Annotated in this window: 10 protein-coding genes; 4 read left to right on the top strand and 6 right to left on the bottom strand. The window is 43.3% G+C overall.

Translation table 11 applies throughout. The annotated features are described in order from the left end of the window. Positions 1-291 precede the first annotated feature (291 nt). Entirely contained in the window at positions 292-975 is a 684-nt protein-coding gene (locus tag QW087_07985) for a MarC family protein (GenBank protein MEM2944663.1), read from the top strand. 715 nt (positions 976-1,690) lie between these two features. Then, positions 1,691-2,788 carry a glycosyltransferase family 2 protein gene (locus QW087_07980; protein ID MEM2944662.1) on the top strand — a complete coding sequence of 366 codons (1,098 nt, stop codon included), beginning with the start codon at positions 1,691-1,693 and terminating at the stop codon, positions 2,786-2,788. Between the two features lie 355 nt (positions 2,789-3,143). On the opposite strand, the gene QW087_07975 is transcribed toward QW087_07980, so the two are convergent. Next, the gene (locus QW087_07975; GenBank protein MEM2944661.1) at positions 3,144-4,256 is read right to left on the bottom strand and encodes a glycosyltransferase family 4 protein; all 1,113 of its coding nucleotides are present in this window, start codon (positions 4,254-4,256) and stop codon (positions 3,144-3,146) included. 831 nt (positions 4,257-5,087) lie between these two features. Here QW087_07975 and QW087_07970 point away from each other — a divergent pair. Further along, positions 5,088-6,149, top strand: coding sequence for a glycosyltransferase family 4 protein (locus QW087_07970; protein ID MEM2944660.1), 1,062 nt, complete (start codon positions 5,088-5,090; stop codon positions 6,147-6,149). A 408-nt stretch (positions 6,150-6,557) separates the two neighbouring features. Here the strand turns inward: QW087_07970 and QW087_07965 are convergent, their stop codons facing one another. The 5 genes from QW087_07965 to QW087_07945 all read right to left on the bottom strand — a co-directional run bounded on the left by QW087_07965 (position 6,558) and on the right by QW087_07945 (position 11,532). Then, a complete protein-coding gene (locus QW087_07965) occupies positions 6,558-7,202 on the bottom strand; it encodes a PHP domain-containing protein (GenBank protein ID MEM2944659.1) in 645 nt (214 codons plus the stop codon). 365 nt (positions 7,203-7,567) lie between these two features. Beyond that, on the bottom strand, positions 7,568-8,638 hold the full coding sequence (locus QW087_07960) for a GTP-binding protein (GenBank protein ID MEM2944658.1): 1,071 nt from the start codon (positions 8,636-8,638) through the stop codon (positions 7,568-7,570). Positions 8,639-8,756: 118 nt separating this feature from the next. Then, on the bottom strand, positions 8,757-9,494 hold the full coding sequence (locus QW087_07955) for an MIP/aquaporin family protein (GenBank protein ID MEM2944657.1): 738 nt from the start codon (positions 9,492-9,494) through the stop codon (positions 8,757-8,759). Positions 9,495-9,627: 133 nt separating this feature from the next. Continuing rightward, positions 9,628-10,779, bottom strand: a complete 1,152-nt coding sequence (locus QW087_07950) for an ABC transporter permease (GenBank protein ID MEM2944656.1) — start codon at positions 10,777-10,779, stop codon at positions 9,628-9,630. Then, positions 10,780-11,532: an ABC transporter ATP-binding protein gene (locus QW087_07945; GenBank protein ID MEM2944655.1), complete on the bottom strand. Its 753-nt coding sequence runs from the start codon at positions 11,530-11,532 to the stop codon at positions 10,780-10,782. Between the two features lie 352 nt (positions 11,533-11,884). Between QW087_07945 and QW087_07940 the strand changes: the two genes are divergently transcribed. Further along, positions 11,885-12,065 (top strand): hypothetical protein (locus tag QW087_07940; GenBank protein MEM2944654.1); only part of this gene is annotated, 181 nt, incomplete at its 3' end.

The following is a 12,065-nucleotide window of genomic DNA, read 5'->3' as shown; positions in this document are numbered from 1 at the left end:
CATGTCTGTTCTTTGAAAGGAACGAGAGAATGACCTTCACAGGGATCACCTCTCTCTTCGAAGGTCTTGTTCATGGACGTTCACCCGTACTGTTCTAAATTGGTGGTTGCAATTCAATGTCTTCTTATTTAAATCTGTTTGAATAAAATCACAAAATCCCTGATTAGATTTGAACCGTGATCGTTTGATGATGGAACCGTGTAAGGGATTGTGTTTCAAGCATCATAAGAATGAAATGAGAATTATGTTTCTGGGAAATCTTTTATACGCCGTGTCTCATCAATGATGAAAATGTCAGAGTTGTCCGTTGTCTTCGGCTTTATCGGAGCTGCCATTATCTCGATTATTGTCATTTCCAATCCCCTATCAACTTCGATCGTTTACTTCGTACTCACCCAGGACTTTGATCAAAGGCAGAAGGTGAGGGTAGCGAGGAAGGCGATCGAGTACGCCCTCGGCATTCTCATATTCTTCGCGATCACGGGCTTCCTCATCTTCGAGATCTTCGGCATAAGCATCGGGGCCTTCAGGATCGCTGGAGGGATCATGCTTTTCACAATTGCAGCAGGCATGCTCAAACCTGCACCGAGATATGAGGTGGCGGAGGAGAAGGCAGCCGACATCGCCCTGATTCCCTTGGCCGTCCCCTTCATCTCCGGTCCCGGCACGATCGTCACCACAGTACTCCTCATGGCAGACGCCCAACGCTATTTTCAAGATCATGGCATCGGTGTTGGTGCCCTTGCAGTGTTCGGCGTTTTTGCGGGCATCATCATCAACATCGTTGTTTCCTACGCAATGATGGTGAGGTCTGATATCATCAACAAGATCTTGAAAGAGGGAGGCAGGAAAGTCGTCACAAGAATCCTCGGGTTGATCGTCATGGCGATTTCAATTCAATTCATCATCAACGGCATCAAGGACATACTACCAGAATTTGTTGAAATCTTAGGTGCAATCACTTTTCCTTTGTAATTACACGTCTTATCCGAAATCCACTTCGTTTAGGAGATCATTCTTCATTAGTTTGAAATCAATATTCAATGAATTTTCTTGATCTTTTCGGAATTAGATAATAGAAATCTCCACGAATTCTTTCACGAGAAGAATAGAATACATAATATGCAACTCAGGAACTAAACATAATCTCATCTTTGATTTTGCCTGGGCCATTTCCGCGATATCCCCGCTTGAGTCTTGTTGTAGCATCTACTCAATAAGCGACCCCTTCTGGATTTAGGTAGCCACTGATATTCGAGATGATGCTTTCTCTTATGATACTTTTCATAATCATCTGAGTTTTCCAATGAGCATGGATGGCTTCGCATCAGATGTCAAAACAGTTAATGGATATCATACTATTTTCTACTTCATTATTGAATGCAAAGACGTAAGAACTCTTCGAATCAACTTTTTACATGATCAACGGAATAAGTCGGCACCTCTTTAATACCTTTAGCTAAATATAGCTTCCTTTTTGCGACTCAGGATAAGCCATGCAACCATATTGACAATAAGCATCCAGTAATATTCCCGCAATTCAACTGGTGGCTTTTTATAAGAATGTTTCATGTGAAACCTCGATGTTCTCCCAACAATACGAAATGAAAGGGTCATGTAACAATCGTTAGCCGATACTGAGAAATGCGTAACAATTTCACTGACTTTTAAGATAATCAATAACTCATACATGTTCGAATATAGACTTGAAAATGATTTAAGGCCGATTCTACATATCAGATTTGGACAACTTATGGAACCCATTATTTCCTTTGTGATCCCCACATACAATTCTGAAAAGTTCGTGCACCGAGCGCTTATGTCTCTAATGAAGCAGAAATGTAAAGATTTTGAAATTATCATCGTTGATGACTCAACAGATAAGACTTTGGAAGTCGTGCGAACAGTCTTGATGAATCATTCGTTTGATAACTATACAATCATTCACAATAATGAAAGAAGAGGACAGAGCTACGCAAGGAACGTCGGTATTCAAAATGCCCGAGGCAAATACATAATTTTTTTGGACAGCGATGATTCTGTTGGTGAAAGCCTAGTTGAGATCGTGAAAAATGTAATAGCTCAGAATGAACCAGAAATCATCTGCTGGAAATTTGGATCTTTCAATGAGAATTGCCAAGAAATCGAAGGATGGGATTTTTCAGGTCTTCGAGCAGGTATCTATCAGGGACATGAAGTACTATCAAGAATTTTGATCAATCGCGATTTTTGGATTTCGACCATATCTGCCGCTTACGACAGAAAAGAGCTCGCCAGGTGGCAAATTGTATTCTCTGAAGATATTTACAATGGAGAGGATTTAGAATTCACATGGAAATGTCTGGCGATGAGTCATAAAGTGCAATATATCGATGAAAAACTGTCCTATTATACGGTTCGAGAGAATTCGATCTCACGGACTCCGTCTTTGAACAAGTTTACAAATATCATTGCCTTTGATAGAGTTATAAAATTCATCAGCGAGAATGTTGAAGGGATCAGTAAGAAGAGTTTGATCGAGGGTTTGAATGAGGTAAAAGTATATCATTTCTTGATCACAATGGATCAAATTTTATACAATTGCAACAAGAAAGCAAGTATTCTATACGAGATCGAGGCATTGTATCCTGGGTTGCTGAATAACGTATCATCGGCTGCTAGAAAGTTTCGATTGTTTCGTTTCATCTCAAGGTGGCCGTTAAGCACAAAAGTACTGCTATTTGGATTCTCCTGGTCTCGGAGAATATATACCGCACTGAGGAAATCTTACATAAGGCATTTTTGGTGACTTTTCTGAGCAATCGTGAACTATCATGAATGAATGCTAGAGAAACGAAACTAAGACCAACCTATGTGCCTAAAGTACCAAGTTCATAAATTCCAATATTGAATAAAAATATGGATTACTAAATAAGGATGCACATAAGCAGGTCAAAAATATTGCAATAAAGACCCATAATTTTTGCTCAATCCGCAAAAACAAGAATTGCAAAATTTTCCTTTAAATGATTTGAGACTAGAACTCCTCTTCTAAGGCTTCAATCAAAAAGTTCTACGGATAAAAACTATCAAACAGTGAATCTATCCCCCAATGAACATTTAGTGTGGGTGTCGATTATAGTAAATGTCAATGAGTGATCTTGCTATTGCAAAGCCTTCATCGAGAGATACAAGCTCAGGAGTTTTCTCGCGATGGTCTCAGATTTCCACCTACCTAAGGCCTCTTCTCTCGCGCGTTCGCCCATTTTCCTTCTCAAGTTGTGGTCATTTACAAGTATCAGCAGTTTGTCTGCGATGTCTTTTTGGTCGCTTGGATTTGTTAATAAGCCAGTGTCATAATTCCTCACCACAAACGGTATACCGCCCACATTAGAAGCCAATACGGGAGTTCCGGTGGCGAAGGCTTCGAGAATGGACATTGGCATATTCTCCTGAAAGGACGTAAGCACGACGATGGAGGCGGTGGAATAGATTCTCGGCATCTCTTCGTAAGGAACTTTTCCCAGGAATTCAACAGGAAGGTCATTGCATTTGATGTACTCCCTCAGCTTTGATTCGTAAGTACTATCCCCAGAGCCTACTAGTTTGATTTTGTATTCCCCTAGTTCTTTCCTCACTAATGCGACAGCTTTTAGAAATCCAAGCTGGTTTTTCAAAGGCAATAGCGTTGCGGGGTATACGATTATAGGCTCTTCGTTCTTTCTGACATTGAAAAAATCATCATTAATCGGATTTTCAATCACTTCAGCCTTTGAGATATCTAGCCCTTTCTTTTGAAGTTCTTCAACCATGTATTGAGAAATAGCAACAAACCTAGCAAGTTTGGAATAGTATCCTCTTAATCTGAGCTCTCCCAAATTAAGCCAAATTTTTGGGTATATGCCCTTCTTAAATCTAATTTCACGCCAAAAGATTCCATGCAATGTGAGAATCACTGGTAGTTTTGACAAGAAATAGGGAAATACTTCACAAATGTCATGAGAATGAACAAGATCGAATCCCTTCCTCATCGTGATCAAACCTTGAATCTCTCGAGGGAGCCAAAAAGCGTGGATTCTCTTTTGCGCAACTACTTCGATATTCTCATCAATCACTCTACTTCCTGATCCATCATTGATAGATAGAAAAGTAATCTTGACTTCATTCCTTTCGAGCTCTCTTGAAATTTTTAAAAAGCCGGCGAGCGTGTTATAAGCAGCAACGGAGGGACCTAAATACGGTCTAGTGACGCTCGGTGCGATGACCAAGATCTTCATGATTTACCCTTCCAAATTATTCTCGTGTGATTTCGATAAGTATTATCGTTCTGTAAGGTTGGGTGATTGGATAAAGTTAATGGTGAGAGAAGGGAGGTCAAACAATGGGATAGCTAGATTTCAAAATGGATGTACTTTTAATTTGTTTGATAATTCCATTCCTTGCGTAGATATGCGGAAGTTCAAACTTTTGAAAATTAAACGAAATTTACTAACTAAATACTCGATCTCAATTAAATGAAATGAGATGTCCAGAAGGGATGTACCCCAAGCCTGAAAGCAATGAGTGCATCACTTTTTAGTCACATAAAATTTGATATTTAGAACCGAAGCGAGAAAGCCTGATGTATTGCACATTATGAAATTAGCATATCTAGAAAAGATCAAATGCGTCGCATCTGACGTAATAACTTGGAGTCCTGCGGCTAGCGATGAACATCCTGATTCGCTTAGACTGAAGTGTTTTGTAATCTCGCGGATCTGAGAATTTTCTCGAATCTAGATGTATTGTATATCGGCTTCTCAAAAGGTCATTTCCCATTTAAATCTTAATTGCAAATTACCAACAACTTGCAAATGACATGCGATATAAATGAGTGTAAGCATCTTGGGCCTCTTACTCTGACCAAATTTCATTTCTTTGTAAGGCAATGCTTAATAAATTTCAAAGATTGGATGAGTCTGATTTTTCCGTAATTACGGATACGGATCGAAAAATCAGATTTTTGTCTGTCCAGGGCTTAATTATTTTCAAAGACTGTTGGAAAGAACTCATTGGTATCGAACAATCACAAAAAAATGTTAAACAACATAATCGGCTATTACAACTTAATGAGAGTCTTGTTTACCTCTCACGTAGAGCATTATACTATAGGAATGGTTCAGTCTCTATCGAAATACGTGGATATTTGGGTTCTATCCCTATCAACACCGCTGAGGGAATTTCCCAAGCAACTAGTAAAGCCAAATATCAATAGACAACTGGTTGCACCGGACATCTGGAAGATTGGAGGAGCTCTGAGAGTTCTTGCATTGAAAGTCTTGCCCAAGGTACTATTTGACATCACTCACACCAACACTTCTAATATCGGATTATTGACAGGGGCTCGCGATAGGCTGGTGGTAACCGAACACGGATGGCCAGACCCAGATCTCCAACACGAATCAGCGAAGCTAGGTTATTTGAAGGAAATGAATGCCCTTTTGGCTCTTAACGAAATTGGGATTCCGATTGTTGCGATCTCTGAGTTCACTGCAAATATGCTGCGCGAAAAATTTGGAGTAAAAGCTCACAAAGTTGTCTATCATGGATTGCTCGATCAATTTAAGGCCCGAAATCCGAGAACGCTTTCGAAGGGAATCCCAGTGATCTTGTGGGTATCGCGGCTGATCCCGATCAAGGAACCAAATGTATTCTTGGATGCGTTGAAAATTCTGAACGATGAATACAAAATGAATTTCAAAGCCGTAATCCGTGGTGAAGGTCCTCTTAAGGACTCAATGAACTGTACAATCAAAAGATATGGATTATCTAGCAAAATATCCTTCGCTTCAAGAATTCCTTTTGGCTCATTACCTGGGCTCTATGAGTCAGCTTCACTATTAGTACACACTTCAAGCTGCGAAGCCTTTGGTTTGTGTATACTTGAAGCGATGGGGATGGCTCTTCCTGTCATTGTGCCTCGATACGGCGGAAGTTATGAAGTAGCAGGGTCTGCAGGCATCAGCTTTGAACCTCACAATGCTTCCGAGCTTGCTGAAAAAATATATGCATGTTTACAAGATCCAGAGCAGTATCGTAATTATTCATCGAAAAGTCTTCAGCGCTCTGAATTTTTTACCTGGTCCAAAGCGGCAAAAGAGTATTTAGAGATCTATAATAAGCTTCTTTGAATTTCAATCCGTTGAATTATTTCATATGTCATGAAGCTCTTGGATTGTTACGTCAATTAAAAATAAAATTCAGATTAATATCTCGAATTAATACTGCGTAGAAGCGTCGTAAGGTAAGCATCATCTATTTGCGGATTGGACTATTATAATGATCGATCATCATATACGAATTGACAGATAGGATACATAGCATCGTTGAGATCGATGGTCTAGTTCTTTAACTGTCATTCGATACTTACCACATGCCGCCTCGGCAACCTCTACACCTTCATATTGCGCTTTTCAAACATCTGGACAAGATGTTGGTAAAATTTTGATAGTGATCTTACGAAACCTTTCTATCAAGTCACAAAATCGAAGGATACCAGGATTTCCCATTGAAATTCTAGAAAAACTAGGAAGGCCTTTTCATGGCAATTTTATCGTCTTTACAACCTGGGATAGGAATGAATTAACTTTTGGGCAACCTCTCTTATTATGCACGATTCCCATAGATTCCACCAGCAACTCAATATCATCATCTTCAGCAAAATTCACATCTATTTCATTCATGGCAAGACCTAATTCCCACGGAAAGTGCGCATCACATCCCGCAATTCCTATTTTCTCGAGATGCGAAGCGAGATTGATCGCCGCCATATTCTCTTTATTAGAACAGCGTCCATTGAAAGTTTCGATCAAATCTATCTTTTCCATCGGTATCTTATTCAAAGCATGCCCTCTGTACGGATGGGGGAGTATTATCAATCCGCCTTGATGCTTTATGAATTCTATGAGTTCAGTACATTCCCTTGTCTTCGAGAACTCCTCAGTGCCCATGGCGATGATGTCTCCGTAATTCGTCGCGTATTCAATCGCCGGCATAATTCTCACGCCATACTCTTTTTCGAGTGCTTTTCTTTCAGATGAGGGCATCAAGTAGTTATGTTCGCACATAGCGATCAAGCGGATGTTTTTCTTCTTGCAATACTTCATGACATATTTCATTGGCATGAAGCTGTCAACAGACCGATTCGTATGCACATGGAAAAGGAATGCAACTCTTGAAGCCATCCTCACAATTCCCTCTTCTTTTGAACGTTTAAGCCCTTTCCGATATACTCGCTTAGCTTCATATTTCTTCGAATAACGGAGAAAGATTTGGAGAAATCATTCATAACGAATTTGATACTTGGACCAATCTCGTCTCTGCTTACCATTAGTATCAAAAATGCCTTTTCAACCGCGTATGAAATTCTTGCATAGGATTGCCCTTTTATCTTAAAAAAGGAGGGTAGAGCACCAGATTGAAAACAAGAGATCCCTTTTCTTGATCTTTTGCATTTTGGAATGTTTTCTATTGTTTCGAATGATGATGTTACAAATCATGATTGAGACGAAGCTTTGTGAAAGCAAATTGCAATGATAGTAGTAAAGCGTCAGCTCATCCTGTACTGTGGATTTGGCCGCATGGGTGAAAATGAATCATCTTTCACATTCATAACTTTCGCTTCAATGCGCTCGAGAGAGGAATTGACCGACTTCCTTATCACATCTTTCAATATCTCAGGCGCTGAAATCACCCTCGCATTCAAAACAAGAGATGATTCCCCACTGCCATACCTCGACCCCTTGATGCCGTCCACCACGATATTCCCCTGCACGAGACTCACCTTCAAGGCGTTCGACTGCGTCTTGAGCAGGAGTTTCACGTGTGCGATATCCTCGCTTCTATAATGCTGAGAAATTGCTTTCAGAACGTCTACAGCGAGGCCGTATGTATCAATTTTGTCATTCAATACGAACGAGAACGAGCCGTTGTACCAGCCGAGCTGCGCTTCCGCTGTCGCATAGACATCGTAATCGATATCGACCGGACATCTCCCGCTGACCTCCGCTGACTCGATTCTCTTCACAATGCTCTCAAATCCCATGCCGTTGACGGCAGAATAAGGCACTATGTTCGCATCTTTGTTGATCTTCCTCACGAGATCCACAAGCTTTGGTATTTCGGAATCGCTCACGAGGTCTACCTTCGATAATACGAGGGTCTCAGCCTCCATGATCTGATGCCTTCTCAGGTAATCTCCTGGGGAAGAGGAATTCATGAGATCATCTGAAACGCTGCTGCTGTCAACGAGCACGGTGAGCGGCGCCACCTCGAACTCCTTTGGATAAAGCGTTTTGAGGGGCAGGACTACGGTCGCCAGCAGATCCGTGCAGCTGCCAACCGGCTCCGCCAGTATGATTTCCGGGCGGGAGGCCGCTGCAAGCATTCTCGCATTCCTGACGAAATCGTTGAAGTTGCAGCAGAAACATCCTCGAAGCACCTCGGCCACATCGATCCCTTTCGACTCTACGAATTGGGTGTCAACGAGCACCTCGCCCTGATCGTTCGTAATGATCGCCACGGATTTCCCCTTCTTTTTGAATTCGATTGCCAGTTTCGTTGCCAACGTCGTTTTTCCCGCTCCAAGAAACCCTCCGATTATCGCGATTTTCGTCTTCATTTAACTTCCTCTCACAGGCATTTCATATTCTTGGGAACAACTTTTTCTTCTATGTTGATCAACGCGCTCAATCATACACCTTTCTGCGCATCACATGAGCATGATTTCATTTATGACATCACTCCTCCCTGTTCCCCGGAGCCGCTGCAGGTGCCGTTATGCTTACTTCACTCATCTCTGTTCTCATCGGAAATACATATATAGCTAAAGTTGTAGCGAGCAAAGATCCCACTACTTCAAAAGCTACAAATAGAATTGCGCTGAAGGGTTCAATGCCACAGATGGCGTATGTGAAAACCCTCGCGAACGTGACTGCGGGGTTTGCATACATGGTGCTCGATGTCGTGATGAGCATGCCGCACACGACTGAACCGATGGCAAGGGAGGCGAATTTCGATTTATTCCGCATGACGCCGTAGATTACAATGACGAGGAGAAATGTGCCGATCAGCTCGGCGAGGAAGAGGCTGGACGCTTTGACGTTTTGAGAAATGACGAGAACGACGGGTTTCGTGTTGTAGAACATGAGGTGCGTCGCAACCACACCTGCAAAACCTCCAGAGAACTGGGCAACAATATAACCTATGCAGTCTTTTCCTCTCATCTGCCCGCTCAGATACATCGAGAGGGAAACGGCTGGATTGAAGTGGGCGTTCGAGACGGGGCCGAATGTCTCCACGAGAACGAAGAGCACCGCGCCCACGGCTACGGCATTGATGAACACGGAGAGCGATATATTAGCTCCGAGGACGTCATATGGTAAGATCGCCGACCCGATGGCCGCTATGACGAGGAAAGCGGTGCCGACGAACTCAGCAATTACGGGCCTTATGGATGCAGTCGTGATATGTACCATCCCCGAACCCAATGATCTCAGCAGTTTGATGCGAATGGTACTGTATTTTAAGAATCGTTATTAATAATTAATCAAAAAGTCAAATATTTGAGCAAAACACAAGAAGCGCTTTCGATGAGCGCCCTTTTATTTTTCACATTCTGAGATATTGTCTGTAAAGTAGAATTCCGATCAATAGGATCGCCAGGCATGAAGCAGCAACAATAAGAAAATCGTACATCACGCCGCTGCTGAAAATATCTGCCTTCCTCAGGAAAATTGAGGTGAGAGCATCCGTCACATAATAGGAGGGGACGCATCTGCTTGCAATCTGGGCCGACGGGGAAAGCGATGAGCCCACAAAAGTCCCGAGGAAGAGTTGGGGGAGCACGAAAAGGAATGATATGCCAGTGGCCGCACCAGAACTCTTCGCCAGCGTCGCGGTGATGAGGCCGAAACCTACATTTGATATCGAAAACACGAGCACGATGAGGAATGCGAAGATATATGCGAAAACGCTCACGGCTGGCTGAAAACCTATGATGTATATGGCAAGGAAAACGATGACGGCCTGCAACAGTGCGATGAGCATGTACGAAATCACCTGACTCGTCATGAATTCCGTTGACGTCAGAGGTGTCGTCCTAAGGCGCTTCATCATGCCGTTTTCCCGATCCTGAGTGAAAGACTGGGCTACCATCATGATGAGGAATATCGAGGCAAAGGTGAACATGCCTGGAGCCATGAATTCGAAGGCGCTGATGGTCTCAGTCTCGACCAAGGACGCGATCTTCAGCTGCAGGGGCGACTGCGGGCTCTCGATATTCACGAGGGAAGAGAGCACATTCTCGATGATCGGCGGTATGGCTTGGGTAGCTATTAAAGATCCCTTGTCGAGATAGAGGGAGATCGAGACATTCACCCATTTTTCCGGCTCGTGAGGAAATGCCTCAAGCGAAGCGAGGCTCTCGCTGAAATTTTCTGGTATGATCATGACCGCTTGGATTTTTCCCTGCGAGAGATCTGCCTGAGCGGTCTCGTTGCTTTGGTACAATCTCATGTCAAGGATCTGCGTGTCGCCGAGAGCTTGGAGAAAGGACTGCGTCGCATTTCCTATGTTGTCATCATCAAGATTGACGACTCCGATGCTGTATGAGGTCTGCGAACTCCCTACGCCCCCGAAGGCAGCACCGAATGTGAGGACGAAAACCAGAGGAAAGAGGAAAATCATGAAAAGGATCGCGGGCTCTCTCACAGTCTTCTTCAATTCCTTCTTGCAGAGCGCGGCGATCCTTCGAGGTTTCATTCAGATCTCCTCCCTGATCTTGCGGCCCGTGAGCTTGATGAAGAGCGATTCGAGATTTTCTACGTGGTGTTCAGCGATCAAGGATTTTGGCGAGCCAAGGGCGATGAGCTTACCGCGGTCGATGATGCCCACGCGGTCGCATAGCGTCTCCGCCTCTTCCATGTAATGCGTTGTGAGGAAGATCGTCTTACCTCGAGACTTCAACTCTCGAAGAAAATCCCACACCGCCCTTCTCGACTGCGGATCCATGCCGACTGTGGGCTCGTCGAGAAAGAGAACGCTTGGATCATGGATAAGAGAAAGAATCAAGCTGAGCCTCCTCTTCATGCCACCGCTGTATTTCTCCGCCCTTCTCTTCGCATCCTGGGCTAGGCCCATTTTGTCGAGGAGCATCGCAGCTCTCGAGCGGAGAACACTCTTGTCGATGCAGTATAGGTCGCCAAAGAACTCAATGTTCTCCATTCCTGTAAGGTAGGGGTAAATGGCCGTTTCCTGCGGACAGACTCCAATAATCTGTTTGACTTTCATTCTCTCCTTCTGAACATCGCATCCTTCTATAACCGCATGTCCTTTTGTAGGCTCTATCAGACCGCAGAGAATGCCTACTGTGGTGGTCTTCCCAGCTCCATTCGGTCCAAGCAGGCCGAAAAGTTCACCCTTCCACACATCGAGCGACAAGTCATCGACTGCAACAACATCATCAAACTCCTTCGTCAAGTTCCCCATCGATATCGAGATTTTCGTCTGCGCCAAGAAACCGCCTTCTTATGCACAACCCATGAGATCGATTTTCAAATCCTATCTTCCATCTACCATAAAATTCTTCGTACGTGCCACCATCTTTATTCCTTCACTCATTCTAGACTCGCACATAACATGCAGCATCGAAGTTAAAGTAGCATTCTAAAGTAGCATTCTCATGATGACTTTTATCCACATCGCATAATCAAGCGTGAAAATGCTGATAGGGCATCAAAAAGCGTATAAAGATGATATTTCACCTTGCATCAAATGCGGTAGTTAACGATGGAAGAGGGGGAACCGAAGGTCTTATCTTCTCCTTTAAATCATAATTCAATTAGTAAACTGCAAGGAGGGAGGTGAGATGGTAGAAGTCGAGCTGACCTTCGGTGTGCCGGACGAAATCGTGCCGGTGGTAAAAGAGAAATTCAAGGAAGAGAAGGAGAACAACCTCAGGGTCACGAAGCCAAATCCCAGACATCCACCGTATTATGCTGCAGGTGATCCGCGGGCAAGTCCCGAGAAAATCATTTTCCAGGGAAACG

The sequence above is a fragment of the Methanomassiliicoccales archaeon genome (assembly GCA_038850735.1).
Taxonomy (GTDB): Archaea; Thermoplasmatota; Thermoplasmata; order Methanomassiliicoccales; family JACIVX01; genus JACIVX01.
This window is presented reverse-complemented; position numbering and strand designations above follow the sequence as displayed.

Coding starts and splice junctions, on each gene's coding strand:
- QW087_07975 (MEM2944661.1), bottom strand. CDS start 4,256: ATGAAGATCTTGGTCATCGCACCGAGCGTCACTAGACCGTATTTAGGT.
- QW087_07965 (MEM2944659.1), bottom strand. CDS start 7,202: ATGGCTTCAAGAGTTGCATTCCTTTTCCATGTGCATACGAATCGGTCT.
- QW087_07960 (MEM2944658.1), bottom strand. CDS start 8,638: ATGAAGACGAAAATCGCGATAATCGGAGGGTTTCTTGGAGCGGGAAAA.
- QW087_07985 (MEM2944663.1), top strand. CDS start 292: ATGTCAGAGTTGTCCGTTGTCTTCGGCTTTATCGGAGCTGCCATTATC.
- QW087_07955 (MEM2944657.1), bottom strand. CDS start 9,494: ATGGTACATATCACGACTGCATCCATAAGGCCCGTAATTGCTGAGTTC.
- QW087_07980 (MEM2944662.1), top strand. CDS start 1,691: ATGTTCGAATATAGACTTGAAAATGATTTAAGGCCGATTCTACATATC.
- QW087_07970 (MEM2944660.1), top strand. CDS start 5,088: ATGAGAGTCTTGTTTACCTCTCACGTAGAGCATTATACTATAGGAATG.
- QW087_07950 (MEM2944656.1), bottom strand. CDS start 10,779: ATGAAACCTCGAAGGATCGCCGCGCTCTGCAAGAAGGAATTGAAGAAG.